This window comes from Streptomyces sp. NPDC005004 (genome assembly GCF_053600675.1).
In genome coordinates this window covers 85,489-111,275 of record NZ_JBSGAH010000016.1, presented here as the reverse complement: position 1 = coordinate 111,275, position 25,787 = coordinate 85,489, and the positions used below count along the sequence as shown (strand labels likewise).

General features: G+C 72.9%; 25 protein-coding genes, 2 tRNA genes and 1 other RNA gene. 15 read left to right on the top strand and 13 right to left on the bottom strand.

Annotated elements, in window-relative coordinates; genetic code table 11:
* Window positions 1-65: 65 nt before the first annotated feature.
* The 5 genes from ACWEEU_RS22965 to ffs all read right to left on the bottom strand — a co-directional run bounded on the left by ACWEEU_RS22965 (window position 66) and on the right by ffs (window position 7,617).
* The gene (locus ACWEEU_RS22965; protein WP_385747267.1) at window positions 66-1,568 is read right to left on the bottom strand and encodes a N,N-dimethylformamidase beta subunit family domain-containing protein; all 1,503 of its coding nucleotides are present in this window, start codon (window positions 1,566-1,568) and stop codon (window positions 66-68) included.
* Window positions 1,569-1,769: 201 nt separating this feature from the next.
* Entirely contained in the window at window positions 1,770-3,575 is a 1,806-nt protein-coding gene (locus ACWEEU_RS22960) for a hypothetical protein (protein ID WP_451734643.1), read from the bottom strand.
* 266 nt (window positions 3,576-3,841) lie between these two features.
* Window positions 3,842-5,092, bottom strand: coding sequence for a phosphoribosylamine--glycine ligase (gene purD, locus ACWEEU_RS22955; RefSeq protein ID WP_385747264.1), 1,251 nt, complete (start codon window positions 5,090-5,092; stop codon window positions 3,842-3,844).
* A gap of 87 nt (window positions 5,093-5,179) precedes the next feature.
* Window positions 5,180-7,417 (bottom strand): DNA polymerase III subunit gamma and tau, encoded by a 2,238-nt coding sequence (locus tag ACWEEU_RS22950; RefSeq protein ID WP_451734641.1) that lies wholly within the window; start codon window positions 7,415-7,417, stop codon window positions 5,180-5,182.
* A gap of 103 nt (window positions 7,418-7,520) precedes the next feature.
* Window positions 7,521-7,617, bottom strand: an RNA gene (gene ffs / locus ACWEEU_RS22945) — signal recognition particle sRNA small type.
* Between the two features lie 155 nt (window positions 7,618-7,772).
* On the opposite strand from ffs, the gene ACWEEU_RS22940 reads away from it, so the two are divergent.
* Window positions 7,773-7,860 (top strand) — tRNA-Ser (locus tag ACWEEU_RS22940).
* A gap of 72 nt (window positions 7,861-7,932) precedes the next feature.
* On the opposite strand, the gene ACWEEU_RS22935 is transcribed toward ACWEEU_RS22940, so the two are convergent.
* Complete coding sequence (locus ACWEEU_RS22935; RefSeq protein WP_451734639.1) at window positions 7,933-9,609, bottom strand: ricin-type beta-trefoil lectin domain protein; 1,677 nt, start codon at window positions 9,607-9,609, stop codon at window positions 7,933-7,935.
* Between the two features lie 302 nt (window positions 9,610-9,911).
* Window positions 9,912-10,250 carry a hypothetical protein gene (locus ACWEEU_RS22930; RefSeq protein ID WP_451734637.1) on the bottom strand — a complete coding sequence of 113 codons (339 nt, stop codon included), beginning with the start codon at window positions 10,248-10,250 and terminating at the stop codon, window positions 9,912-9,914.
* A 236-nt stretch (window positions 10,251-10,486) separates the two neighbouring features.
* Here ACWEEU_RS22930 and ACWEEU_RS22925 point away from each other — a divergent pair, with 236 nt between their 5' ends.
* Entirely contained in the window at window positions 10,487-10,738 is a 252-nt protein-coding gene (locus tag ACWEEU_RS22925; protein ID WP_451734635.1) for a hypothetical protein, read from the top strand.
* A gap of 130 nt (window positions 10,739-10,868) precedes the next feature.
* Window positions 10,869-11,501, top strand: coding sequence for a mycothiol-dependent nitroreductase Rv2466c family protein (locus tag ACWEEU_RS22920; protein WP_385746333.1), 633 nt, complete (start codon window positions 10,869-10,871; stop codon window positions 11,499-11,501).
* On the opposite strand, the gene ACWEEU_RS22915 is transcribed toward ACWEEU_RS22920, so the two are convergent.
* The 4 genes from ACWEEU_RS22915 to ACWEEU_RS22900 all read right to left on the bottom strand — a co-directional run bounded on the left by ACWEEU_RS22915 (window position 11,498) and on the right by ACWEEU_RS22900 (window position 16,749).
* Window positions 11,498-12,100, bottom strand: a complete 603-nt coding sequence (locus ACWEEU_RS22915; protein ID WP_451734633.1) for a poly-gamma-glutamate hydrolase family protein — start codon at window positions 12,098-12,100, stop codon at window positions 11,498-11,500. The two genes, ACWEEU_RS22920 and ACWEEU_RS22915, sit on opposite strands and share 4 nt — an antisense overlap.
* A gap of 34 nt (window positions 12,101-12,134) precedes the next feature.
* Complete coding sequence (locus ACWEEU_RS22910) at window positions 12,135-13,925, bottom strand: copper resistance CopC/CopD family protein (protein WP_451734691.1); 1,791 nt, start codon at window positions 13,923-13,925, stop codon at window positions 12,135-12,137.
* Window positions 13,926-14,033: 108 nt separating this feature from the next.
* Window positions 14,034-14,648: a GNAT family N-acetyltransferase gene (locus tag ACWEEU_RS22905; RefSeq protein WP_385746329.1), complete on the bottom strand. Its 615-nt coding sequence runs from the start codon at window positions 14,646-14,648 to the stop codon at window positions 14,034-14,036.
* Window positions 14,641-16,749 carry a penicillin acylase family protein gene (locus ACWEEU_RS22900; RefSeq protein WP_451734631.1) on the bottom strand — a complete coding sequence of 703 codons (2,109 nt, stop codon included), beginning with the start codon at window positions 16,747-16,749 and terminating at the stop codon, window positions 14,641-14,643. The genes ACWEEU_RS22905 and ACWEEU_RS22900 overlap by 8 nt, the downstream gene beginning before the upstream one ends.
* Before the next feature lie 82 nt (window positions 16,750-16,831).
* On the opposite strand from ACWEEU_RS22900, the gene ACWEEU_RS22895 reads away from it, so the two are divergent.
* The 5 genes from ACWEEU_RS22895 to ACWEEU_RS22875 all read left to right on the top strand — a co-directional run bounded on the left by ACWEEU_RS22895 (window position 16,832) and on the right by ACWEEU_RS22875 (window position 19,583).
* Complete coding sequence (locus ACWEEU_RS22895) at window positions 16,832-17,554, top strand: siderophore-interacting protein (RefSeq protein WP_451734629.1); 723 nt, start codon at window positions 16,832-16,834, stop codon at window positions 17,552-17,554.
* Window positions 17,555-17,591: 37 nt separating this feature from the next.
* The gene (locus tag ACWEEU_RS22890) at window positions 17,592-18,191 is read left to right on the top strand and encodes an HhH-GPD-type base excision DNA repair protein (RefSeq protein WP_385746323.1); all 600 of its coding nucleotides are present in this window, start codon (window positions 17,592-17,594) and stop codon (window positions 18,189-18,191) included.
* Window positions 18,192-18,251: 60 nt separating this feature from the next.
* Window positions 18,252-18,962, top strand: coding sequence for an HdeD family acid-resistance protein (locus tag ACWEEU_RS22885; protein WP_385746322.1), 711 nt, complete (start codon window positions 18,252-18,254; stop codon window positions 18,960-18,962).
* Window positions 18,963-19,083: 121 nt separating this feature from the next.
* Window positions 19,084-19,398 (top strand): hypothetical protein, encoded by a 315-nt coding sequence (locus ACWEEU_RS22880; protein ID WP_451734626.1) that lies wholly within the window; start codon window positions 19,084-19,086, stop codon window positions 19,396-19,398.
* A gap of 56 nt (window positions 19,399-19,454) precedes the next feature.
* Window positions 19,455-19,583: a hypothetical protein gene (locus ACWEEU_RS22875; RefSeq protein ID WP_385746318.1), complete on the top strand. Its 129-nt coding sequence runs from the start codon at window positions 19,455-19,457 to the stop codon at window positions 19,581-19,583.
* A 30-nt stretch (window positions 19,584-19,613) separates the two neighbouring features.
* Here ACWEEU_RS22875 and ACWEEU_RS22870 read toward each other — a convergent pair whose 3' ends face one another.
* Entirely contained in the window at window positions 19,614-21,248 is a 1,635-nt protein-coding gene (locus ACWEEU_RS22870; protein ID WP_451734624.1) for a helicase HerA-like domain-containing protein, read from the bottom strand.
* 160 nt (window positions 21,249-21,408) lie between these two features.
* On the opposite strand from ACWEEU_RS22870, the gene ACWEEU_RS22865 reads away from it, so the two are divergent.
* Together ACWEEU_RS22865 and ACWEEU_RS22860 are read left to right on the top strand one after the other, a co-directional pair.
* Window positions 21,409-21,705, top strand: a complete 297-nt coding sequence (locus ACWEEU_RS22865; protein WP_003986294.1) for a type II toxin-antitoxin system VapB family antitoxin — start codon at window positions 21,409-21,411, stop codon at window positions 21,703-21,705.
* Between the two features lie 157 nt (window positions 21,706-21,862).
* Window positions 21,863-22,501, top strand: a complete 639-nt coding sequence (locus tag ACWEEU_RS22860; protein WP_385746314.1) for a LytR C-terminal domain-containing protein — start codon at window positions 21,863-21,865, stop codon at window positions 22,499-22,501.
* A 31-nt stretch (window positions 22,502-22,532) separates the two neighbouring features.
* On the opposite strand, the gene upp is transcribed toward ACWEEU_RS22860, so the two are convergent.
* The gene (upp, locus tag ACWEEU_RS22855; RefSeq protein ID WP_385746311.1) at window positions 22,533-23,168 is read right to left on the bottom strand and encodes a uracil phosphoribosyltransferase; all 636 of its coding nucleotides are present in this window, start codon (window positions 23,166-23,168) and stop codon (window positions 22,533-22,535) included.
* Between the two features lie 753 nt (window positions 23,169-23,921).
* On the opposite strand from upp, the gene ACWEEU_RS22850 reads away from it, so the two are divergent.
* From ACWEEU_RS22850 to ACWEEU_RS22830, 5 genes are all read left to right on the top strand, one after another.
* Complete coding sequence (locus ACWEEU_RS22850; protein ID WP_385746347.1) at window positions 23,922-24,458, top strand: tRNA adenosine deaminase-associated protein; 537 nt, start codon at window positions 23,922-23,924, stop codon at window positions 24,456-24,458.
* 59 nt (window positions 24,459-24,517) lie between these two features.
* Complete coding sequence (gene tadA, locus ACWEEU_RS22845) at window positions 24,518-24,949, top strand: tRNA adenosine(34) deaminase TadA (RefSeq protein ID WP_037801730.1); 432 nt, start codon at window positions 24,518-24,520, stop codon at window positions 24,947-24,949.
* A 90-nt stretch (window positions 24,950-25,039) separates the two neighbouring features.
* A tRNA-Ser gene (locus ACWEEU_RS22840) sits at window positions 25,040-25,124 on the top strand.
* Between the two features lie 163 nt (window positions 25,125-25,287).
* Window positions 25,288-25,467, top strand: coding sequence for a hypothetical protein (locus tag ACWEEU_RS22835; RefSeq protein ID WP_161179052.1), 180 nt, complete (start codon window positions 25,288-25,290; stop codon window positions 25,465-25,467).
* Window positions 25,468-25,477: 10 nt separating this feature from the next.
* Window positions 25,478-25,771 (top strand): Dabb family protein, encoded by a 294-nt coding sequence (locus tag ACWEEU_RS22830; RefSeq protein WP_385746309.1) that lies wholly within the window; start codon window positions 25,478-25,480, stop codon window positions 25,769-25,771.
* The last annotated feature ends 16 nt before the right edge of the window (window positions 25,772-25,787 follow it).

Genomic DNA, 25,787 nt, shown 5'->3' with positions numbered 1-25,787 from the left:
CCCCGTGGTTCTGTCCAACTGCCTCGATTCTCCCGTATACGGCGAAGAGGGTGTCGTCCGGGTGGTCAGTCGCGTTTGCAGATGCGGTCCAGGAGGTTGGCCGTGGCCCGCTGGACGCGGGGGTCGACATGGCCGGGGCGGTCGAGCGCCGGGGACCACGCGAAGGTGCCGGAGGCGAACACCCAGGCGCCGGAGGGGGCGCGGTAGAGCGAGGTCTCCTGGTGGCGCCGTACGCCGTCGCCGTCGAGGTAGGGGGAGTGGGCGAGGAGGACGCGCTCCTCGTGCTCGGGGAGGGCGGTGCGCGGGAAGTAGCGGTCGGCCTCGCCCGCGACCAGACCCTCGATGCCGTCGCCCTCGCGGGCGCCGGTCGCCTCCCACAGCCAGTGATCGGCGTTGCGGACGATCAGGGGGCTGGGCTCGGGGACACGGCCGGCGTACTGGATGCCGATGAGCTGCTGTTCGGGGCGGTCGATCTCGCGCCAGAGCACCGGCTTCCCGGGACCCTTGCGCTTGCGGCAGGTCAGCAGCCGGTCCGGGACACCGGAGGGGGAGGGCGCCAACTCCACCTGCCAGTACATGGTGTTGGCGGACAGGAAGACCAGCGAGGTGCCGTGGTCGCGGGCGTTCTCCACGGCCCGGCGCATCGGCACCGACCAGTACTCGTCGTGGCCGGGGAAGACCAGGCCCCGGTAGCGGGTGGGGTCGACGCGGCCCGCATGCAGATCGCGGGCGTCGGCGTAGGCGAGGTCGTAGCCGTAGCGCTCGGCCCAGCGGATGAAGTCGTAGGCGTGGCCGACGTGCAGGGGCAGGCCCGCGCCCGCGTACGGCCGGTCGAAGGAGACCGTGACGGCCGCGTCGGCCTCGCCGAGCAGCCGGCCCTTCTCGTCCCAGGCGTGGTAGAGGCTGGCGCCGGTGTGGCCGTCCTCCGGGTAGAGGTTGTACGCCTGCCAGGTGATGTCGGGAAGCAGCAGGAGCAGGTCGGCGGGCTGGTCGTCGCGGACCGTGAAGGGGATGTGGGAGCGGTAGCCGTCGTGGGTGGTGAGGACGGCCACGTAGGCGCCGACCTGCCACTCCTCGGGGACCTGGAGGCGCCAGGACAGCCACCAGTGGTGGCAGGAGACGGTGCGGTCGGCGGCCAGCGGCTCGGGCTGGACGATGCCGGACAGCCGGGGGCTGTTGGTGATCTTCGCGGCGCCGTGCCCGGCGTAGTGGCCGATGCGGTAGATGTCGACGCTGAACTCCTGCGGCGGGTCGACCGTGACGTGGAAGTCGATCGCCTTGCCGGGCTCGACCGCGCCGGTGGAGGTGAAGCCCTTGATCTGGCGGTGCACGTCGTCGGCCGAGCGGGGGCCGGGACCCGCCGAACGGGGAGCGGGGACGCGGGTGCCGCTCGCACTCGACGTGGTGTGCGGCTGGGTGGTGTCCACGTACCAGGGCACCACGTGACCGGTGTCGTCGAAGTAGGTCTCACTGCCGCGCAGCCAGGGCACCGGGCCCAGGCCGAAAGGGTCGGTGACGGCGTGCGCGAGTGCTCCGGACTCCCAGCGGCGGATGTGGTCCGAGGCCATGGGCGCTCCCCTCCCTCATGCCCCCGTTGCCGTTGTGGTGGTGCGGGTGGTGCCGTGTCGCTCGGTGCGGGTCTGCTCGGCGTGTCTTATGCCGATGCCATGTGCGTGTCGGTCCCAGCACATCACATAAAGCACGTCTCCGGTCACTATTCGTTGTGAATTGGCCTGAAGTGGAAGTCCGTGCTCCGTTATCGGCCGAAGTCAGCCCAGCCGGACCGGCTTCTCCGGACGTATCCCGGCGGCGGCGAGCCAGTCCCGCAGCGGCGCCGGGTCGCCCTCCTCGATCAGGCTGAGCACCCTCGGCCCGAGGTCGGCGGCCCGCTTGCCGCCGAGGAGCAGCGTCGGCCCGTCGAGCCAGTCGAGGCCCGGTGCGGCTCCCGCCGAGTCGACGGCCGCGCAGCACACCATCGCGGTGACGTGCGCGACGAGCAGCTCCCGGCCGGTCCGGGGCGGCTGCAGGGGGAACAGCGGCAGGGCGCCGTCGTCCCACGACGCGCCGTCCCGCCCGAGTCCGGAGGCGGTGGCGCCCCGGGGCACGCCGCTCTCCTCCCGGGCCAGCTCGGCGCTGAGACCGGCGGCGAGGGCGGAGCCTCGTTCGGTGGTGGGGTCGGGGTCCTCGGGGTCGGTCCGCGCGAGGGCGTCGGCGGGCGTGGTCGGTGCGTCGACGGGGCCGGCCGGTGCGTCGTCGTCCGGCTTCCTGCGCCCGGGCACCCCGGGGGGAGCCGCCAGATGGTCCAGAACCCGCGCCAGAGTGGCGCCGCCCGGGGCCGGGGGACGGTCGGGGAGGGCGTCCAGGACGCGGTGGAGGCGGGCCGCCTCCGCGCGCCAGGTGCGGTCGACGACCTCCTCCGGGTAGGCGTGCCAGTCGACCGGGGACCACTGGGGGCCCGGGCCCGCCGGGGCGCCGTGGAAGAGGCGGGCGGCGAGCAGGGAGACCGCCTCGTCCGCGACCCCCGGCTCCTCCAGGAGGTCGCAGGCCGGGCGCTCACCGAGCCGCGAGGTGAAGCCCTCGGCCAGCCGGTCGCGCCGGGACAGCTCGGTCAGCGCCGCTACCACGCCCGCGTCCAGGCGGGACGGCCAGCGGCCCATCCGCCAGGCGGGCAGCGCGACCTTGGTCAGCAGCCGGTCCCAGCCCGCGTAGGCGAGCCCGACCTGCTCCTGGGCGACGATCCGGGGGCCGTAGTCCACCGCCTGGGCCCGCTCGGCCGCCGCCGCGGCGACCCCACGCTCCATCAGCACCGCGTGCTCCCGGCAGGCGCGCAGCAGCAGCCTGGCCATCCAGCCGAGCGCCCCGCACACCCCCCGGGTCAGCGGACAGCGCCCGCTCGTCGCGGAGACGGCCACCGCCGCGTCCAGGCCCCGTACGAAGCGCCGGGCGGCGGCTATGTCCGGGTGCGCGGACGGGCCCGTACCGGCGACGACCGGGGCGAGCACCGCGCGCAGCTCGGCCACCCGCATCCACCACAGGAACGGGGAGCCGATGACGAGGACGGGCGCGGTCACCGCACGGTGCGGCGCGCGGGGGTCCGCACCGGGGACAGGGGCGAGTCCGGGCACCTCTGCGGGCGCGGCCGTCTCCCGCGCCGGAGGCCCGTGCGCCGGGTGCGTGCGGTCCTCCAGCCAACTGTCGCAGTCGGGCGTGAGCGCTATCGCGGACGGCGCGGGCACGTCGAGGCGCTCGGCCAGGTCCCGCACCAGCCGGTACAGATCCGGCGCGGCCCGCTCCGGAACCGGCACCGTGGGCGTCTCGGCCGGCCGCGCGCGGGCCACGACCAGGGCGATGCCGGCTGCCGCCAGCAGCACCACCAGCGCGAAGCCGCCGACGATCCAGCGGGCCAGATCCCAGCCGGGTCCGGCGAACTGGCCGGTGGCACCACCCGTCAGCAGGATCACCTCGGCCGCCGCGGGCAGCAGTGCCACGCCCAGCGCGCGGCCCCGGACCCGCAGCACGGCCAGGGCCCGCGAACGCGCGGCCCGCGCGCCCGCCTCCCCACCGATTCCGGTCATGAGCGGAGCTCACCCCCTCCGTGCCGCTCCCGTGCTCTCCTGGCGTTGCCCACTCCCCCACTGTGGCACCCACCACCGACATCGCAATGCCGGTGGGCCAAGTGCCGGAATGCTTGCGCCGCACCATAGTTGGGGCCCCGGCCCCCGTCAGCCGGATAGCTGATTGCTCACTCGATGGAATGGCTTTGGTTAGAGGTGGGTGACAGAAAGCAAAGATCAGGCCCCGGATTCACGCATGTCCGGGGCCTGATCGGAAAAACCCGGGGTTACGCCTCGGCCGCCCGCGCGGCGATGTCACCGCGGTGCTGCGAGCCGTCCAGCCCGATCCGGGTCAGCGCGCGGTACGCCCGCTCGCGCGCCTTCGCCAGATCCTCGCCGACCGCCGTGACGGACAGCACCCGGCCGCCCGCGCTGACGATCTCCTCGCCCTCGCGCCGGGTCCCGGCGTGCAGGACGTAGGCGTGCGGGGCGTCCTGCTCGGCCACCTCGTCCAGACCGGTGATCGGGTCGCCGGTGCGCGGGGTACCGGGGTAGTTGTGCGAGGCGACGACGACGGTGACGGCCGCGTCGTCGCTCCAGCGCAGGGGCTCCAGGTCCCCGAGCGTGCCGTTCGCGGCGGCGAGCAGCACCCCGGCCAGCGGGGTCTTCAGCCGGGCCAGCACGACCTGCGTCTCGGGGTCTCCGAAGCGCGCGTTGAACTCGATGACCCGCACCCCGCGCGAGGTGATGGCGAGCCCGGCGTACAGCAGCCCGGAGAAGGGCGTGCCGCGCCTGCGCATCTCGTCCACGGTCGGCTGGAGCACGGTGCGCAGCACCTCGTCCACCAGCTTCGGGTCGGCCCACGGCAGCGGCGAGTACGCGCCCATGCCGCCGGTGTTCGGACCCTCGTCGCCGTCGAGCGCGCGCTTGAAGTCCTGCGCGGGCTGGAGCGGTACGACGCTCACGCCGTCGGTGATCGCGAAGAGCGAGACCTCGGGGCCGTCGAGGAACTCCTCGATCACCACGCGCTCGCACGCGGCCGCGTGGGCCCGGGCCGCCTCCGCGTCCTCGGTGACGACGACGCCCTTGCCCGCGGCCAGCCCGTCGTCCTTGACGACATAGGGCGCGCCGAAGGCGTCGAGAGCCACGGAGACTTCTTCGGGCGTCGTGCAGACGTAGGAGCGGGCGGTCGGCACCCCGGCCGCCGCCATGACGTCCTTGGCGAACGCCTTGGACCCCTCGAGCAGCGCGGCCTCCTGCGAGGGGCCGAACACGGGGATGCCCGCCTCGCGCACGGCGTCGGCGACACCGGCGACCAGGGGCGCCTCCGGGCCGACCACGACGAGGTCGGCCTCCAGCTCACCGGCCAGCGCGGCGACGGCCTTGCCGTCGAGCGCGTCGACCTGGTGCAGCTCGGCCACCTCGGCGATGCCGGCGTTGCCGGGGGCGCAGTACAGCGCGGTGACGTCGGGGTCGAGGGACAGGGAGCGGCACAGGGCGTGTTCGCGGGCGCCGCTGCCGATGACGAGGACCTTCACGGGGGTCAGCCTATCGGCTGGGTGACCGAACCCCGGAGGCCGGTGAATTCGTGCGATCCCACAAGCGGGTTGACCGCTCGCGGCCGCTCACTGGTCGTTGGAGATCTCCTCGACGACCGTGGCGCCCAGTTCCCGCACGATCAGGTCGCGGCCGGAGAGGGCCGACTCGTCCAGGTCGGGGTCGTCGTCCTCGGGGGTGTCGTCCTCGGGCGAGACGTGGCGCACGGGAGCGGGGGTGGGCGCGGGGGCCGCCGGGGCCGGGGGTCTCGCCTCGGGTGCGGCGGACGGCTGCTGCTGCGTGGCGGGCTGGGGTGAAGGGGCGGCGGGGCGCGGGGCGGACGCCGGGGCGCCGTAGCCCCCGGCGGGTGCGGAGCCGTAGCCCTGCGGGGGGCCGGGCGGGGGCGCGGAGCCGCCACCCGAGGGGTCCACGACCGCGTCGATCTTCCACTGCACGTTGAACTGCTCGGCGAGCGCCTGGCGCAGGACGTCTTCGCTGCCGCCGCTCGTGAAGGTGTCACGGGCGCCCGCGTTGACGAAGGCGATCTGGAGGGTGGTGCCGTCGAAGCCCGCGACCTGGGCGTTCTGGCTGAGCAGGATCCAGGTGAAGCGGCGGCGGTTCTTGACGGCTTCCAGGATGTTCGGCCACAGGACGCGGGGGTCGAGGCCGCCGGCGGGGGCGGGAGCGGGGGCCTGGGTCTGGGGCGCGGCGGCCGGGGTCTGCGGCTGCTGCTGCGGGCGGCTCGGGGACTGCGGCTGCGACTGCGGCTGGGCGCCGCCGCCACCGGCCGGGGCGGCGGTGGGCCAGCCGCCGGGGCGGCGGCCGCTGCCCACGGGGGCGGCGGTGGGCCAGGCGCCCGGGGCCGGGGCGGAGGCGGCGGGAGCGGCGGGCGGCTGCTCCACGGGCTCGGGAGCCGCAGGCGCAGGTGCGGGAGTGGGCGCGGGAGGCGCGACGGGAGCCGGGGCGACCGGCGGTACGGCCGCGGGAGCGCCCGGGCCCTGTCCCCGTACGGCGGCCCGGGCCGCGGCGGGCCCCCCGCCGGGCGGCATCGAAGGTCCCGAGGGCTCGGCCGTGCCCATGCCGGGGTGGGCGTCGGGGCCGGGGACGTACCCCATGGCCGGGGCGACGGGGGCGGCACCGACACCGGCTCCTGCACCGATACCGGCTCCGACCCCGCGCTCAAGGCGGTCGAGGCGGGCCATGACGGAGCGCTCGTCGCCGTAGGCGGCCGGGAGCATGACGCGGGCGCAGATGAGTTCGAGCTGGAGGCGGGGCGAGGTGGCGCCGCGCATCTCGGTCAGGCCCTCGTTGACCAGGTCGGCGGCGCGGCTCAGCTCGGCGGCGCCGAAGGTCTCGGCCTGGGCCTGCATCCGCTCCAGGACGTCGGCGGGGGCGTCGATGAGCCCCTTCTCGACGGCGTCGGGCACGGCGGCGAGGATCACCAGGTCGCGCAGCCGCTCCAGCAGGTCGGCGACGAAGCGGCGGGGGTCGTTGCCGCCCTCGATGATGCGGTCGACGACCTCGAAGGCGGCGGCGCCGTCACCGGTGGCGAATGCCTCGACCACGGAGTCGAGGAGGGAGCCGTCGGTGTACCCGAGGAGGGAGGTGGCCATGGGGTACGTCACACCGTCCTCGCCGGCACCGGCGAGGAGCTGGTCCATGACGGACATGGAGTCACGGACGGAACCGGCACCGGCGCGCACGACGAGCGGCAGGACGCCGTCCTCGACCGGGATCTTCTCCTTCTGGCAGACCTCGCCGAGGTACTCGCGCAGGGTGCCCGGGGGCACGAGCCGGAAGGGGTAGTGGTGGGTCCGCGACCGGATCGTCCCGATGACCTTCTCGGGCTCGGTGGTGGCGAAGATGAACTTGAGGTGCTCCGGCGGCTCTTCGACGACCTTGAGCAGGGCGTTGAAGCCGGCCGACGTGACCATGTGGGCCTCGTCGATGATGTAGATCTTGTACCGGCTGGAGGCGGGGCCGAAGAACGCCTTCTCGCGCAGCTCACGGGCGTCGTCCACACCACCGTGCGACGCGGCGTCGATCTCGATGACGTCGATCGATCCCGGGCCGTTGCGCGCGAGGTCCTGGCACGACTGGCACTGACCGCAGGGCGTGGGCGTGGGACCTTGCTCACAGTTCAGACAGCGGGCCAGGATGCGCGCGCTGGTCGTCTTGCCACATCCGCGCGGCCCGCTGAACAGGTACGCGTGATTGACCCGGTTGTTCCGCAGCGCCTGCTGCAGCGGGTCGGTGACATGCTCCTGCCCGATGACCTCGGCAAAGGTCTCGGGTCGGTAGCGGCGGTACAGCGCGAGAGACGACACGCATACGAGGTTATAGGGGAGCACCGACAACCGGCCGCGCTCCGGAACCGGGCACCGTCCCACCGCAGGTCACAGCCTGGGCCCCGCCCCGCGCTCGGGAAAAAGCAAGGGCCCCCCACGCACCTGCCAGAGCCGACCTACCCTTGCTGCCTTCCGGCCCTGGGGGAGTTCAGTCAGATAGCACCGCGTGGGGGGCTGCCGAAAGAGTACCCGATCCGGACCGGTGGGAGGTACCTCGCCAGGGCTCACCGCGAGACGTCTCGCACCCCCCGCGAAGAGCCCTGGTCCGAGCCCCCGTCCGAGCCTCCGGAACGAGGTTCGCGAGCACCCTCCGCGGTCATGTAATGTTTGCGGCGGAGGATTCGCCTAGAGGCCTAGGGCGCACGCTTGGAAAGCGTGTTGGGGGCAACCCCTCACGAGTTCGAATCTCGTATCCTCCGCCAAGTGCCTCACCGGGCACTAAGTCGAAGGGCCCCGCTGCTTGCAGCGGGGCCCTTCGACGTGAGGGGCTGTTCTCAGGCCAGGGAGAACTTCTGGGCGGCGGAGCCGTTGCAGTCCCAGATCTGGAGGCGGGTGCCGTTGGCGGTGGCGCCCGAGGGGGAGTCGACGCAGCGGCCCGTGGTCGGGTTGGAGAGGGAGCCGTCGGCGCCTGGGACCCAGTTCTGGTAGCCGCCGCCGTTGCAGGTGGCGAGTTGGAGCTTGGTGCCGGCCGCGTTCGCGCCGCCGGCGATGTCCAGGCACTTGCCGAGGGTGCGCAGGGTCTGGCCGTTCCAGGTCCACTTCTGGTCCAGGGAGGTGGCCTGCTGGCAGTCCCACAGCTGGACGGCGGTGCCGTCGCCGCCGGTGTCGTCGCCCGCCACGTCCACGCACTTGCCGCCCGGACCGTAGATCGGGGTGCCGATGGCGAACTGCTGGGCGCCGGAGCCGTTGCAGTCCCAGATCTGCAGGCGGGTGCCGTTGGCGGTGGCACCGGAGGGTGAGTCGACGCAGCGGCCCGAGGCCGGGTTGCGCAGCGTGCCGTCGCTCTGGCGGAGCCAGTTCTGGTAGCCGCCGTTGTTGCACGTGGCGAGTTGCAGCTTCGTCCCGGCGGCGCTGTCGCCTCCGGCGATGTCCAGGCACTTGCCGAGGGTCTGGAGGGTCTGGCCGCTCCAGGTCCAGTGCTGGTCCTTGGCTCCCTGCTGGCAGTCCCACAACTGGACCGCGGTGCCGTCACCGCCGGTGTCGTCACCGGACACGTCCACGCACTTGCCGCCGGGACCGGTGATGGTCTGGCCGGTCACCGAACCGCCCCCGCCCCCGCCCCCGGAGCCCGGTCCCTTGTTGTACACGGCCACCGAGTCGACGACCAGCTTGCCGCCGGAGACCGTGGCCGCGTTCGGACCACCGCCGAAGGCGTCCGGGAAGCCGCCGCCGATCGCCAGGTCGTAGATGATGAAGAAGGGGTGGTCGACCGCGTCCGCCCAGGTCGTCGCGTCCACCTGGCTGGCGTTGACGGTGAAGAAGTTGTTGCCGTCGAGGTAGAAGCGGATCTGCTCCGGCGACACCGAGCGGTCGATCTCGGCGGCGTAGTCGTGGAAGCCGGTCTGGCAGCCGGAGCAGGCGCGTTCGCCGGAGCCGATGCCGGTCGACTCGTTGCACGGTCCGCCGGGGTTCACCCCGCAGTGCAGCGTGCTGAAGACGGAGCTGCGGCCGTTGATGTCCTCCATGATGTCGACCTCGCCGGACTTCGGCCAGGTCACACCGGAGCGCAGCGGGGCGCCGAGCATCCAGAACGCGGGCCAGTAACCAGCGCCGTTGGCGGTGGTGACGTTGGGCTGCTGGAGGACGGACTCGATGCGTACGACGCCGCCCGCCGCGGCGCCGAAGCCCGCCGACTGGGTCTCCACGCGCCCCGACGTCCACCCGGAGCGGGGGTCGGAGCCGGAGTGGAGTGCCTGGAGGACCAGGTGCCCCTGACCGTCGTAGTAGACGTTCGAGGTGCTGTTGGTCATGGTCTCGATCTCACCGGTGCCGAAGCTGCTGCCCGGCCCGGTGTCGTACTTCCACAGGTTCTGATCGATGCCGGTGCCGGAGGCACCGTTGAAGTCGTCGCTCCAGGTGAGCGTGAAGCCCGACGGCGTCGGGGGCACCGCCGCCTGGGCGTCCAGCGAGGCGACGGCGGTGGTCGCCGTCATGACCGCGACGACGGACACCAGGTTGAGAACTCTCCGCCATCTGCCGCGCCGCGGCTTGGTACATCTCGGGCGCATCTGTCCGACCTCCGTGGGGAAGGGGCGTGCTTGCGTGGGGGTCCGCTGTGACCTCTTCGGCGGGGCGCGCCCGGGCAGGTGACGCCGGGGCGCGTCAGCCCGCCCGGCGGGAACGAGCACCCGCCGAGTGTCATGTACACAGCTTGTCCACGGGGTTGGTACGGGACAAGGCTGCTGACAGGTCTAGTCCTTCGACTTTGCGAACCGTTGACGCCGAGCCGGGGCGGCGGCGCGACGACACGCCCTCAGCCGGAGACGACCCGGCGCCGCCTCCAGTCCAGCAGCGCCTCGACCCCGATGGTGAGGAGCAGCAGCACGACGCAGCACCCGAGACCGATCGCGCCGCCGATGGCCACGAAGCCCGGACGCGGATCCGTACACGCCAGAAGCGGCCGGCAGCCGACGGCCCGGGGTGCCGGCGGCGGTCCCGCCGACCGCAGGACGACAGCCACGCAGAGCACGGAGACGACGGCCCCGGCACCCAGCATGATCCACCGGACCCGTCGGCTCCCCCACCACGACAGGAGCCACCCCACGAGGATCACCGCCGGCAACGTGAAGACGTAGCCGAGGATCACGTCCACGCGGAGTCGCTCCGCGAGGTCGAGGTGCGGGCGGTCCGCCGCGGGGTGAGATGGTTGGCCATGGCGGTCAACGTACCGTCGGGGAACGGCGTTCGGCAGGTCACCCGCCGGTTTCCGCGCCCTCGCCTCCGCGGCTCTTCCCTTCACCGACGGACGTATCCCTCGGAGTCCCGCCCATGGGGCCGGAGTGCCACCCGGGGAGGGCAGGCTGGGCGGGACGCCTTAGGGTCGCGCGCATGAGTGAGGACAGCCGGGCGCCGGGCACCGCCGAACGCGAAGGCCGCACCTGTCTGCGATGTGACATCCCGCTGCGGAAGCGGCGCATACCCCGCCTGTTCTGCTCGGCCGGTCATGCGGCTCAGGGAGCGGCTGCGGGGGTGCTTTTCGTCTTCGCGGCCGAGCGGTTCGGGCTGCGCTTCGTTCTGCGGGTGGTGCGTGCGGCGCTCTACTTCGCCCACCTGCGGGGGTGGTTCGGGCTCCAGGACTGAGCCGGGTGGACAGCGCCGTCTGACTGGTGACGGGGCACATCGCATCACGCGAGAGCGGGCGCAGTGGCCCACGATCCCCGCCCCGAATTGGACCTCGCGGCCATGCCACCTCCGCCCATAGCGTCGCCCAATGACCATCGACGCGCCAACTCCCCAGTCTCCGACCCGAGTCGACTTCTACTTCGACCCCGCCTGCCCCTTCGCCTGGATCACCTCGCGGTGGATTCTCGAAGTGGAGCCGTTGCGGGGGCTCGACGTGCGGTTTCACGTCATGAGCCTGTATCTGCACAACGAGGGCAATGAACTTCCCGAGTGGTACCGGGACTTGGTGGACCGCTCGCTCGGGCCGGTCCGGGTCGCCGTCGCGGTGGGCGAGGCTCATGGCGAGGGCGTACTGCGGGAGTTGTACACCGCTCTCGGCAGCCGCATCCACGACAAGGGGAACAAGGACTTCGACGCCGTCACCCTGGAGGCGCTGGAAGAACTGAAGTTGCCCGCCGGACTGGCGGCGGCGGCGCGGAGCGCGGAGCACGACGACGCCCTGCGGCGCAGCCACGACGCGGGGAAGGATCCGGCCGCCGGTGGTTACGTGGGGACGCCCACCCTGCACATCGACGGTACGGCCTTCTTCGGGCCCGTGCTGAACAGCATCCCGCGGGGGGAGGAAGCGGCGCGGCTCTTCGACGCGGTGCGGACGCTCGCCGCGCACCCGGACTTCTTCGAGCTGAAGCGGGAGCGGACGGGGAGCCTCAGCTTCGGCTAGTTCGACCGGGCGCCGAGTCGTCGTACGCCCTCCGTCACGCCCGCCACCACCTCCTCCGGCGGTACGTCCCGCAGCCCCCGTGTCCGTGCCGTCAGGGGCAGTTCGATCTGTACGCCACCCTCCCGGGTCAGGTTCACCGGGTTGCTGGGGTGGAGGCCGCGCAGGCCGGAGGGGATGGCCGTCAGGTCCGTCACCGGTGTGAACGACGGGGTCAGGGTGCGCAGTGCCTCCGCCAGGATCTGCGCCGCCTCCCGGTTGGTCCCGCCCAGGAAGATCGCGTCGGGAGTCGCCGGTCTCAGATGACCGTGCAGGGAGATCGTCAGGGACACGGCGGACAGGAACGCCTCCAGTGTCCTCGACCGCGCCTTGGACAGGAGGTGGGACGAGATGTGCGTCCGGGGAGGCGCCGGCTGGGAAAAGGTCAGGCAGGTCGCACCCGTCCGCGCGGCCACCTCCTCCGCGAGTTCCGCCGTGCCGCCCTCCAGACCGCCGTGCAGGGCGAGGAGTCCGAGGCGGGAGTCGCGGGGCGTCAGACGCAGGACGAACTCCGTGCCGTCCAGCCGCAGCCGTTCGGTGGTCGTCTCCTCCCGGGCGGGCATCAGGCGGTCCCCCGCGCGCTCTCCCGTGTGTCCATCAGCGCACCACCCGCACCCGCCGCTCCACCGTCACCTGGTCCAGCTCCGACACCCGCACCGTCACCTTCATCGTCCACGTACCCGGCATCGGCAGGCTGAAGGTGTTCGCCGCCCAGTAGCCGCCGCGGTCGGTGACCTTGGTGTCCAGCGGGCCCAGGTCACGGCTGGGCAGGACAAAGGCGATCCGCAGCTCGGGTACGGAGGCGAAGCCGCCGTCGGGGCCGTAGACGACCGCCTGGACGGAGTTGGGGCCGACCCGGCCGGGGTCGAGGGTGATCTGGACCCGGCCACGGCCGCCGGTGGTGCCGGTGTCGAAGGGGATCGTGGTGACCGAGGCGGACGGAATGCCGGCGACACCCGACCCGGCCGGGCCCGCACCGGTCGCCGCCTCCTGTGCCGCGCGGCCCGGCAATGTGCTGGTCAGCAAGGTCGTCAGCACCAGGACCACCACCGCCACGGCCGCCTCCGCGAGCACCGAGCGCCGTAGGTACGTCAGCGTGAGCGAAGGGGAGAGCGGCTCGGGAACCGGGGAGACCGCGGGCGCCCCCGCCCCCTCCAGCACCCGCACCCGCTCCGCCGCCGGCCGCGCCAGGCTCGCCGTCCACACCCGCGACCACGCCGCCGCCAGGAGCAGCAGCGTCACCGCCGCCAGCTTCGCCAGCAGGATGCGGCCGTACGACGTGTCGGTGAGCGCCTGCCAGGAGCCGAGGCCGCGCCAGGACTGGTAGGTGCCGGTGATCACCAGGACGACGACCGAGGTCAGGGCCACGCGGGAGAAGCGGGTGACCACGCGCGGGGGCAGCGCCTCCGCGTCCTTCGCGCGGCGCAGGGTCAGCAGCAGGGCCGCCAGGCCGCCGAGCCAGGCCGCCGTGGCCAGCAGATGCAGGGTGGTGGAGGCGAGGGCGACCGGGACCTGGATGCCCGCCGAGGCGTGGTCGGAGGCGGACCAGGTGAGGGTGAGGGCCACCGCGAGAACGGCGGCGGACGTGAGGGCCGCCCGGCGCGGTATCCGGCGGCGCCGGTGCCGCAGGGTCAGGACGCCCGCCGCCGCGACGAGCAGCAACAGCAGGCGGAGCAGGAGCAGTTCTCCCGGGCGGGTGGTCACCGTGCGGGCGAGGGTGGCGAAGGCGTTGGACGGAGCCGTGCCCTCCTCGTACGGCCCCCGCAGCAGAAGCAGCGCCAGCGTCGTGCCGAGCAGCGTCCACGCGCCCACCAGGAGCAGCGGACGCAGATGGTCCCGGCTCGGCGGGCGGCAGTACGCCGCGAACGCGGCCGTGCCGAGCAGCAGGGCCATCGCCAGGTACGCGAGGTAGCGGGCGATGTTGTAGAGGCCGGCGGTGGTCTGGTTCTCGGTGCGGTCGGGGAGGGCGGTGACCGGGGTGGCCGTGCGCTCGCCGACCGAGAAGGTGAGGGCGCCGGAGACGGGGTGGCTGTCGGCCGAGACCACCCGCCAGGCGACCGTGTAGGTGCCCTTGCCGAGGCGCGCGGGGAGGGTGATGCGGGCGGTGTCGGAGTGGCCGGGGGCGTGGCCGGCCTCGCCGGTGCGCAGACGGTGGTTGCGGGGGTCGTAGACGCGGAAGGAGTCGGTCAGCAGGCCGACCGACTCGCTGAAGGTCAGGGTCAGCTCGCGCGGGGCCCGCTGGAGAACCGTTCCGTCGGCCGGGTCGGAGCCCCGCAGCGTGGCGTGCGCGGAGGCGGGGACGGCGGCGCCGAGCACGAGCAGGACGAGGGCGGCGCAGGCGGTGAGCGCCCCGCGCAGCGCGCCGAACGGCGCCTTGAACCCCGGCATCCGGCGCCGCCGCCGCTCCTCACCACGCACGTCGTCCGCCCTCCGCATCCCGCGCGTGACCGTGTGTCCCGCGTGTCCCGTTACGTACGGACGCCGGTGGCGTCGCGCTCACACGGTAACGGTGCCGCTTCCGGGGGCGAACGCCGTCTCCCGGGTCAGGAAGGCCAGTTGGGCCCGCTTCTCGGGGAGGTACACGTCCGGGAGGTCGATCTCCGGGAGGACGACCTCGGGTCCGGTGGTGAAGCCCTGGCGGGCGAAGCGGGCGATGGCCTTGGTGTTGCGGACGTCCGGGTCGACCACCACGCGCTCGCGGTCGAGCACGACCAGGACGTACGTCGCGATCGCGGTCAGCAGGGCGGAGGTCCAGCCGGGGCGGTGGCCGTCCGTTCCGGCGGGGGCGAGCAGGAGGTGGACGCCGATGTCGCCGGGTCGGACCTCGTACACCTCGCTGACGCGGTCGGCGGCGGGTTCGTAGGTCTGGAGCAGGGCGACGGGTGCGCCGTCCTTGGTGACGAGGTGCGCGTGGTGGGTGGGAAGTCCGGCCATGTGAGCGTAGATCTGCACCACTTGGGCCTGGGTGAGGCCGTTCATGCCCCAGAACGCCGCGCGTTCCTCGCTGACCCAGGAGTGGACGACCTCGGCGTCGGCGGCCGGGTCAAGGGGGCGGATGCGGACGGTGCCGAAGCCGGGGAGGGGTTGCTCGAAGGCGTTCTGATCAGTCATCGAAGTCCTCGTGGTCTTCCGTGTGTTCGAGGGTGAGGAGGGTCCAGTCGGTGACCACGGGGGCCAGTTCTCCCGTGAGCCACATGGGGAGTTGGTCGCGGTGGTGGTCGCTGCCGGGCACGCCGTCCGCGCCGAAGGGGACGACCCACCGGCTGTTGGCACGGTCGGCCAGGTCCCAGACGTAGCGGGCGGCGGGGCCCCGGCCCGCGAGGTCGGTGATGCCGGGAACGGCGGAGGTGCACAGCACGCAGTCGTGGTCGCCGGCGAGGCCGGGCTCGCCCTGCGGCGCGCCGGGCAGCGCGCGCCATGGGGCGAGGCGGTGGGTGTCGGACCAGGGTCCGGCGGGGGGTGCGGCGGCGACCTCCTCCAGTGCGGCACGTACGGCGCCGTCGCGGTCGATGCCATACAACTCCTTTGCGCATAGCAGGTGTTCGAGGGCGTAGCCGATGCGCGCGGTGAGGGACATCCAGGGGAGGAGGACCTCGGGGTAGGCGGGCGGTTCGGTGAGGGCGGCGAGGGCCGGGTGGGCGGCGAGGCGTCGGACGACCGCCGAGCGGAGCGCCGCGTAGGCCGCCGCGTCGGTGCTGTCGGCGTCCATGTGCCGGTCCCATGAGTGGAGTTGGTCGCGCAGGGCGGCCGCCTCGGGGGTGAGTCCTTCGAGTGCGGCGGCGCGGTCGAGGAGCGCGCCGGTCGAGCCGAGGTGGGTGTCGGTGTGGATGCGGGGCAGTTCGGCGGCGGACCAGACGCGGCGCTCCTGGAGCAGGGCGTGGATGCGGTCGGCGCGGTGCGGGGCGGCGAACTCGACACCGAGCGCGGTGGCGAGGCCGCGCTGGTTGGCCATCACCGCGGTGCCGTCCGTGAGTGGGACGTGCGGGGTCTCCAGCCAGCCGTTCCACTCGTGGCCGGGCTCCCAGGCGGGCACCAGACGGCGCCGGTTGGCCTCGGAGCGCGCCGGTACCCGGCCGGCGACCCGGTGCAGCAGGCCGCCCTCGGTGTCGGCGGCCTGGACGACGTTGACCGGCTCGGCCCAGGCGTTCAGGGCGTCGTCCACGTCGTCCACGGTGCGGGCGCGCAGCAGCGGGAGCAGGGCGCCGAAGCCGAGGTCCTCGGTGACGCGGGGCGGGTAGCGCAGGGCGAGGGCGGTGGGCGATTCCGGCTCGGGGGAACCGGATTCGAGCCCTTCCGGGCCGCCCGCGACGACCGGGCCGCGCTCGGTCTCGACGACCTCGATCTCCACCGGGGACTCGCCCGCCACCTCGACCGACTCGGTGTGCCGGGCGGCGCGCCGCCACTCGCCGTCGGGGCCGAGGGCCTGGACGCCCGCGCCGGTGCGGCGCAGCCGCTCGCGGTAGAGGTCCTGGTAGTCGGCCATGGCGTTGGTGATGGCCCAGGCGACCGTGCCGGTGTGTCCGAAGTGGGCGATGCCGGGGACGCCCGGGACGGCGATGCCGACGACGTCGAACTCGGGGCAGGACAGGCGGATCTGCTGGTAGACGCCGGGGTCCTCGATGAAGCGGTGCGGGTCTCCGGCGATCAGGGGGAGACCGGTGTCGGTGCGGTCCCCGGCGAGGAGCCAGCCGTTGCTGCCGGAGGTGCCGGGACCGTCGGTGGCGAACAGGCCGACCGCCTCGGGGCCGAGGTGCCGTATCGCCTCCTCGCGCCAGAGCTTGGCCGGGAAACCGGCGAAGAGGATGTGCGTGGCGAGCCAGACGCCGAGCGGGGTCCAGGGCTCCCAGCGGCCCGGTTCGAGTCCGGCGCGGTCGAACTCCGGTGTGCGGGCGGCGCCTTCGGACAGGCCCGCGTTGACCCCTTCCACGTACGCGCGCACCCAGTCGGCCGTCTCCGCCTCGCGTCTCTCCAGTGCGGCGAAGCAGCGTCTCGCGGTGTCGTCGAGGCGGGCGCGCCGGGCGAACACGTCCCATGACAGCGCGGGGGCGCCGAGGAAGGAGGCGGAGGTGCCCTGGGCGCGGTGCCGTTCGACCTCCAGCTGCCAGGCGCGGTCGCGGGCGGTCACCCGGCCCTGGGCGCGGGCGAGTTCGCGTGCGGTCGTGGCCCGCAGATGGGGGATGCCCCAGGCGTCGCGGTAGGTCTCGGTGGTCACCCTGGAGCACCCCTTTGCTTTAGGTTAGGCTTGCCTAACTTAACCGTTGGGTGAGGAATCGTACGCGAGGGGTGGAGTGGCGATGGGCCAGGGGCGAGGCTGGGAGGGAGCGGTCCTCAAACTGCTGCGGGCGAAGGACTTCACGTTCACGGTCACCGGCGCCGAGGACGTGACCCCGCACTACCGGCGGCTGCGGCTGACCGACGGCGGGCTGCTCGCCGCGACCGGCGTCCACCCCACCATGTGGGTCCGCCTGTGGTTCTCCGACCACGGCCGCCCCCACCAGCGGGCCTACACCCTGGTCGACCCCGAACCGCAGACCGGCACCTTCGCCCTGGAGTTCGCGCTGCACGACGGCTGCGCCTCGGACTGGGCGCGGGCGGCGAAGGCGGGCGACACCATCGAGGCGACCGTCCAGGGCACGGGCTTCGAGCACCCGGACCCGGCGCCGTCCCACCTGGCGATCATCGGGGACACGGCATCGCTGCCCGCGATCAACTCGCTGCTGGGCGAGCTGGGTTCGGTCCCGGCGACCGTCTGGTTCGAGGGGACGCGCGACGGGCTGCCCTCCGCCGCCGACCCCGACCGGCACCACTTTCACGAGGTCCCCCGCCAGGGAGCGGGCGCCCACCTGGTCGAGCGGGTCCGCGCCGAACTGCCCGAGGTCCTCTCCACCACCGAGGACCCGTACGTCTGGATCGCCTGCGACACGAGGACGACGCGCGCGCTCGGCACGTACGTCCGCAGGGAACTGGGGCTGCCGAAGACCCGGGTGCACGCGCTGGGGTACTGGCGCGCGGACTGAGACGGCGCGGCGGGCGCCCGCGCGGGATCATCGGTCCATGGACGTCACCCTGCACCTCGCCCAGGACCCGGCCGCCGACGCGCTGCTCGGCCGCAGTCCGCTCGCCGCGCTCGTCGGGATGCTGCTCGACCAGCAGATCCCGATGGAGTGGGCGTTCAAGGGCCCCGAGACCATCGCGCGGCGCATGGGCGCCGACGACCTCGACGCGCACGAGATCGCCGCCCGCGACCCCGAGGCGTTCGCCGCGCTCCTCTCCGAGAAGCCGGCCGTACACCGCTACCCCGGCTCGATGGCCAAGCGTGTCCAGACCCTCTGCCAGTACCTGGTCGAGCACTACGACGGCGACGCCGAAGCGGTGTGGCAGGGCGTCGACACCGGCGCCGCCCTCCTCAAGCGCCTGGAGGACCTCCCCGGCTTCGGCAAACAGAAGGCCCAGATCTTCCTCGCCCTCCTCGGCAAACAGCTCGGCGTACGCCCCTCCGGCTGGCGCGAGGCCGCCGGCGCCTACGGCGAGGAGGAGTCCTACCGCTCCGTCGCCGACATCACCGGCCCGGACTCCCTCGCGAAGGTGCGCGCGCACAAGCAGGAGATGAAGGCGGCGGCCAAGGCCGCGAAGGCGGCGAAGACCGGGAAGTAGCCCTGGCCCGCAGGCTGCTCCCGAGTGGCGGAATTCGGCTGCTCGGTCCAAGCATGGAACATGACCGAGTCACCGAGCGAAGGCCCCGTCAGGGGCAACGCCTATGACGACGCGAAGGGCCCCGCGAGCCCGACGCCGAGCGGGGCGCCGCGTACCGACGCGGCTGCCCGGACCGAGCAGGGGAGGCATCCCGAGGCGGAGGCGCCGTTCGAGGGGCCGTTGCACGCGCTGTCCCAGGCGGCCTGGCAGGTGGTGCTGCTGACCGGCATCGCCTCGCTGATCCTGGGCATCCTGGTGCTGGTCTGGCCCGCTGCCACGCTGCTGGCGGTGGGCGTGCTGTTCGGCGTGTACCTGCTGGTCAGCGGTGTGTTCCAGTTGGTCTCCGCCTTCGGCACGCACAAGAAGACCTCGCTGCGGGTGCTGGCCTTCATCAGCGGTGCCCTGTCGATCGTGCTGGGTCTGTTCTGCTTCCGCGGACCGATGCAGTCGATCCTGCTGCTCGCGCTGTTCATCGGCATCGGCTGGCTGATCCGGGGCGTCACGCAGACCATGGCCGCCATCTCCGACACCAACATGCCCGCCCGGGGCTGGCACATCTTCCTGGGCATCGTCACCTTCATCGCGGGCATCGTCCTGATCGACTCCCCCTTCGAGTCCATCGCCGTGCTGACCCTGGTCGGCGGCTGGTGGCTGATCGTGGTGGGCATCGTCGAGATCATCACGTCGTTCAGCATCCGGAGCCGGGCGAAGAAGATTCCCCGGACGGTGTGACCCCGCTGCGGCGGGGTGCCGGGGCGAGGCCGTCAACCTCGCCCCGCACTCGTACGCCGTGCGGGCGGATCTGCCCCGGTTCTGGATGAGCCACCGGTGTCACGTGGGCACATGGCCCTCCGTGAGCACCGCAGCAGACCGAGCCCGCAGCCTTCGCCCGCTGTCGCGGGTCCTTCTGCTGCTGCTCGTCCTGCTGGTGCCCCACGTGCAGGCGCCCCAGGCGGCACCCGCACCGGGCGCGACCACCGTCGCGGAGTGTGAACACGAGGTCCCCCTCACCCCGTCCCGGAGCGTCGGCCGGACCGTGGGACGGCCGGACGCCCCCGCCCTCACACCCGCTCCCGAGGACGCGGCACCGAGCGCACCCCGTGCCCGCCCCACGCCCGCCACTCCCTCCCCCGCGCCCCGGCCCCGCACGGTCGTCCTGCGCTGCTGACAGAACTGCTCGTCACCCGAGGACCGTTCTGCCGGCACGACGCGAGGAACACAGCCATGCCCATCGACCCGTACGCGATCCTGCGCGCCCTGCTGCGCGCGGAGGCCCGGCGCAGCAGCCGGCCCCGGCCGGACAGCGAGGCACCCCGTCAGCCGCAGCGGCCCCCGGAGGGGGACCGCCGCTGACACCGGCACGGCAGGGACGGCGGGGGCGGGCTACCGCCTCCGCCGAGCCGTGCCGAACAGCGACCGCGTGATCTCCCGCCCCAACTGCGTGCCGACCGAACGCGCCAGGGACTTGAACATCCCGCTCCCGACGACCTGTTCCACCAGCGAGGGCTCCTCGGCCGGGGCCTTCTTCCGCCCGCCCCTGGCTTCGCCCTTCCCGGCCGGAGGCTTCGCCGCCTCCCGCGCGCCCAGCCGCTCGTAAGCCGATTCCCGGTCCACAGCCTGTGCATAACGTTCGTACAGCGGCGAATCCCGGACCGCCCGGTCCAGTTCCGTCGCGTCCACCGGGCCCATCAGGGACTCGGGGGCGCGCAGCCGGGTGGCCGCGACCGGAGTCGGGGCACCGGTCTCGCTGAGGACGGTCACCACCGCCTCGCCCGTGCCGAGCCCGGTGAGCAGTTCCTCCAGGTCGTACGGCGAGTCGGGGAACGTCTTCACCGTCGCCTTCAGCGCCTTCCGGTCGTCGGGGGTGAAGGCGCGCAGCGCGTGCTGGACGCGGTTGCCGAGCTGGCCGAGCACGTCGGAGGGGACGTCCTTCGGGGTCTGGGTGACGAAGAAGACGCCGACACCCTTGGAGCGGATCAGCCGCACGGTCTGCGTGATGGCGTCGAGGAAGGCGTCCGAGGCGTCGTGGAACAGCAGATGCGCCTCGTCGAAGAAGAACACCAGCTTCGGCTTGTCCAGGTCGCCCGCCTCGGGCAGGTCGTGGAAGAGGTCGGCGAGGAGCCACATCAGGAAGGTGGAGAAGAGGACCGGCTTGTCCTGTACGGCGGCCAGTTCGAGGACGGAGACGACACCGCGTCCGTCCGGCGCCGTCCGCAGCAGCTCGGCCGTGTCGAACTCGGGCTCCCCGAAGAAGTCCGCCATGCCCTGCGCCTCGAACGCGGTCAGGGAGCGCAGGATGACCCCGGCCGTGGCGGTGGACAGGCCGCCGATGCCCTTCAGCTCGGGCTTGCCCTCGTCGGAGGTGAGGAAGGCGACGACCGCGCGCAGGTCCTTGAGGTCGATCAGCTCCAGGCCCTTGGTGTCGGCGTAGTGGAAGATCAGCCCGAGGGACTGCTCCTGGGTGCGGTTCAGCCCCAGCACCTTGGACAGCAGCACCGGGCCGAAGCTCGTGACCGTGGCGCGGACGGGGATGCCGTGGCCGATCCCGCCGAGCGCCAGGAACTCCACGGGGAAGCCGGCCGGCGTCCACTCCTGGCCCGTCTCGGCGGCGCGTGCGGCGACCCGGTCGCCGCCGGGTCCGGGCCGGGAGATTCCGGAGAGGTCGCCCTTCACGTCCGCGAGGAACACCGGAACGCCCTGCGCCGAGAGCTGTTCCGCGACGAGCTGGAGCGTCTTGGTCTTGCCGGTGCCGGTGGCGCCCGCGACCAGCCCGTGCCGGTTGAGCATCGGCAGCGGGACGCGGACCCGCGCGCCGGGGTGGCAGGCGCCGTCCCACAGCAGGGCGCCCAGATCGAGGGCGGGGCCGGTGAAGGCGTACCCGGCCGCGATCCGCCGGGCCGGAGCCGCAAGTGCCGCGTCCCCGCCCGCCGTCCCCTCACCCGTCGCTCCGTCACCTGCCGTACTTTCACCCGCCGTTCCACCGTCCGCCGTCGCGCCGTCGGTCCCCGGGTCGGTCATCTTGAGGCCCCTGTCCCCGCTGGTCTCGTCCCCGATCGTCTCCGATCGTCTCCGGTATGCCACCTTTGTCATGCCTTGCCATGACGTGCCGTGGCTTTTTCAGCGTCGCACTACGCCGCCATGGCTGCGCCCGGAACGTCTGGGCCGGTAGGCTTTCCGTGTGATCTTCAAGCGCATCGGAAACGGCCGGCCGTACCCCGACCACGGCCGGGAGAGCACCCGGCAGTGGGCGGACGTCGCGCCGCGCCCGGTCCGCCTCGATCAGCTCGTGACCACCAAGCAGCAGCTCGACCTCGAGACGCTGCTCGCCGAGGACTCGACGTTCTACGGCGACCTCTTCGCCCACGTCGTGAAGTGGCAGGGCGACCTCTATCTGGAGGACGGGCTGCACCGCGCGGTCCGCGCCGCCCTGCAGCAGCGTCAGGTGCTGCACGCGCGCGTGCTCGAACTCGGCTGAGCACCCCGGCGAACGCGCCTGAGCCACCCCGGCGGACTCCCCCGAGCCGGCCCGACGGCCCTGCTCGGTACCGGTGTTAGCCCATTTGGGTTGGGCTGTACTCCGTCTGCTGATCATCTAATAGGCATCCCAGCCGCGGCGCACTACGCTGCGGCTCATGAGTATGCTGACTCCCCCCGGCATGGGCGGCAAGTACCGGATCACGGGGGAGACATACCCTCGGATGCGCCCGCCCCGGCGGCGGGGCAGGCTCGTCGCCGCCGCCGTGGCGTCCGTCGCCGCACTGGGCCTGGTCGGCTGGGGCACGCTCCAGCTCGTCGACGTCTTCACGGGCCACCGGCACGCCTCGAACGCCGCGTCCGCCGCCTGCCTCAAGAAGGCGAGCCCGGCTCCCGTCAAGGCGCTGCCCAAGCCCGGCACCATCACGGTGAACGTCTACAACGCGACCACGCGCGCGGGGCTCGCCAAGCAGACCGCCGACGAGCTGAAGAAGCGCGGCTTCAAGATCGGCGACGTGGGCAACGCGAGCAAGGACTTCGACAAGAAGGTCAAGGGCGCCGGCGTCCTGCTCGGACCCGCCACCGCCCTCGACACCTCGCTCCCCGTGCTCGGCACGCAGCTCACCGGCGCCGAGCGCCGTACCGACGCGGCCCGCAAGGGTGCCGCGCTCGACCTGATCATCGGGGACGCGTTCAAGACCCTGGACCAGCGCACGGCCGCCGACCAGGCGGTGGTCAAGCTGACCGAACCCGCGCAGACGGCGGCCGTGGTGAAGAAGGACAAGAAGGACTGCTGAGCCCGGCCGGCGACGGCCGGGAGCGGGGGTACTACTCGGCCGCGCCGTAGAGACGGTCGCCCGCGTCACCCAGACCCGGGACGATGTAGCCGTTCTCGTTGAGGTGGTCGTCCACGGCCGCGGTGACCACGGTGACCGGGGTGTCGGCCAGCTCGCGCTCCATGACCTCGACGCCCTCGGGGGAGGCCAGCAGGACCACGGCGGTCACGTCGTCGGCGCCGCGCTTGATCAGCTCCTGGATCGCGGCGACCAGGGTGCCGCCGGTGGCCAGCATCGGGTCGAGCACGTAGACCTGGCGGCCGGAGAGGTCCTCCGGCATCCGGGAGGCGTACGTCTCGGCCTGCAGCGTCTCCTCGTTGCGGATCATGCCGAGGAAGCCCACCTCGGCGGTCGGCAGCAGCCGGACCATGCCGTCCAGCATGCCGAGACCGGCGCGCAGGATCGGCACCACCAGCGGACGCGGGCGGGCGAGCTTCACCCCGGTGGTCCGCGCGACCGGCGTCTGGATGTCGACGGCCTCGGTGCGCACGTCCCGCGTGGCCTCGTACGCGAGCAGGGTGACCAGCTCGTCGGCGAGACGGCGGAAGGTGGCGGAGTCGGTGCGCTGGTCGCGCAGCGTGGTGAGCTTGTGAGCGACCAGAGGGTGGTCGACGACGTGGAGACGCATGTCTCTAACAGTAACCGCGCCCCGCTCCCGCCTCGCATCGCGCGCCGTCCGCAAGGCCCGGCAGCCACCGTCGCCGCGGGCCGAACCTCCCGCCGCCGGGCCACGATCGAGGACCTGGGCGCGCACCCGAGCACGCCGAAACCCGCACCGAACCACCCACCGGACCACCTCCCCGCGCCCCGAGGCACAGGCCTCCGGTCCCCGGCGCTTGCGGCCCCCACGGCCATTCCCACGCCCCGGCCACAGGGCCGGACCGGATCAGCTCCCGCACCGCACCATCGACCCCCACCGACCACCAGACGCCCGCACCGCCCACACCCACCACCCGCCCCGCAGCAACCCCGCCGAAGCGCACCCGCCACACACTCCCCGCCCCGAGCCCAGCGCAGCGCCCCCGCGCCACGCCACGCCCCTGTGAACGTTCCGTCGGCGGGCCTCCGCGGCGTACGGTCCTGTCTGCAAGGCCGTGGGAAAAGCCCCGGTGAGCAGGACCGTGTCCGCCCCGCCGTGACGGGAGGGCGGGCGTGGGTAGGTGCCCGGAAAGCCGCGTACGATCCGCAGGTGGCGGCGACGGGCGTGCTGTGGACGCACGATCGGAACAGCAAGACACAGGGAGCCGAAGACGTCCCCTGACGGACTTGTTTCTGCCACGATTCCCAGTGGGCGGACCCCGGGGCGACAACCCCTCCCGCCCAGAGACCTCCGCCGGGGGGATCGCCAACCGGCACGCCTATGACCAGTGGGAGAGTCACGGTGTACTTCGCCGCACTGCTCGCGCGCACCGAAGACGGGTGGGAAGCGAGCGACACGGAGCTCGACGATGTGGAGACCCTGTCCGATCTGGCCGACCTGGCCCGCGAGTCCTCGCCCGAGGAGGACACGGTCCTCGTCCTGATCGAGCAGGAGGACTCCTGGTTCGGCGTCGTCCGCGTGGACGGCGAGGAGGACCCGCGTATCTACGTCTCGGACGCGGCCGCCGCCGCCCGCAGCGCGTACGGCGAGCTGCTGCTCACCGACGAGCTGCTGGGCCGCGAACCGGGCGCGGACGACGGCCCCGACCTGGACTCGCTGGACCTCGACGGCACAGAGGACGGCGAGAACGAGGAGGACGACGACGGCGAGGACACCCCCTCCGCCGACGCCGTTCCGCACAGCCCCGTCGGCGACCGCGAGATCCTCGACGACCTCGGCATCGGAGAGAAGGAACTGCGCGCGCTCGGTGCCGACGACGCGCTCGGTGCGATCGCCGAGGCGCTCGGCGCCTCGGAGGTGCTGGAGACCGTCCGCTGACCGCCCCCGAAGAGACGCGGGGCGTGCCCGACCCGGTGCGCGCTCCCTGGGAAACCGCGATGCGGCTCGCCCTGGCCGAGGCCGAGCGGGCCGCGCTCGGCGGGGACGTCCCCGTCGGCGCCGTCGTGCTGTCCCCGGACGGTACGACGGTGCTGGCCACCGGGCACAACGAGCGCGAGGCCACCGGCGACCCCACGGCCCACGCCGAGATCCTCGCGCTGCGCCGGGCCGCCCGGGTGCTCGGCGAGTGGCGGCTGACCGGCTGCACGCTCGTCGTCACCCTGGAGCCCTGCACGATGTGCGGCGGCGCCCTCCAGCAGTCCCGGCTCGACCGGGTGGTCTACGGCGCCCGGGACGACAAGGCGGGCGCGGCCGGCTCGCTGTGGGACGTGCTGCGCGACCGGCGCCTCAACCACCGCCCCGAGGTGATCGAGGGCGTCCTGGCCGACGACTGCGGACGGCTGCTCACGGAGTTCTTCCGGGGCCGCTGACCGGGGCGGGACCGGTCACCGCGCCCCTGTCCCGGGACCCCGCGAGAACCGATTTCAGACCATGCCCCACTGTGCTGTAAGGTCTCCCTCGGTAGCGTGTCCGAGCGGCCGAAGGAGCTCGCCTCGAAAGCGAGTGTGGCGCAAGTCACCGAGGGTTCAAATCCCTCCGCTACCGCCGAAGAAAGGGCCCCGTCGAGAGACGGGGCCCTTCGTGCGTCAGGCTCCGGACGCCAAGTGCCAAGGTGGTGGCGCCCGTTGATCCCCAAAAAAGATCGTGACGGTTACACTCGCCGCTTGCAGCAGGGGCCCGTGGGGCCGAGGGACAGGGGAGGGCCGCGGTGGCGGTGAACGCGAAGAAGATCATCGTGTACGCGCTCGTGGTCTTCGCGCTGTACGTGATCATCACGGACCCGGCCAAGGCGGCGGGCTATGTCCAGATAGTCTTCGAGGGCATATCGGACGCGGCCGGGTCCATAGGCGACTTCATGACCTGGGCCGCCAACGGCGGAAAGAGCTGAGGTACATCCCATGATCCGGCACCTGGTCCTCTTCAAGCTCAACGACGGGGTCGAGCGCGACGACCCCCGGGTGATCGCCGGTGCCGCCGCGTTCGAGGAGCTGGGCGGGCTGGTCCCGGAGCTGCGCTCCTGGGAGTGCGGCTGGAACCTCTCCGACCGCCCCATCGCCTACGACTTCGCGATCAACTCCTCGGTCGAGGACACCGCCGCGCTGCAGCGCTACATCGACCATCCCGCCCATCAGGCGGGCGTCGCCCTGTGGCGGGAGTTCGCCACGTGGGTGATCGCCGACTACGAGTTCTGAGGCGGCCCGCCAACCT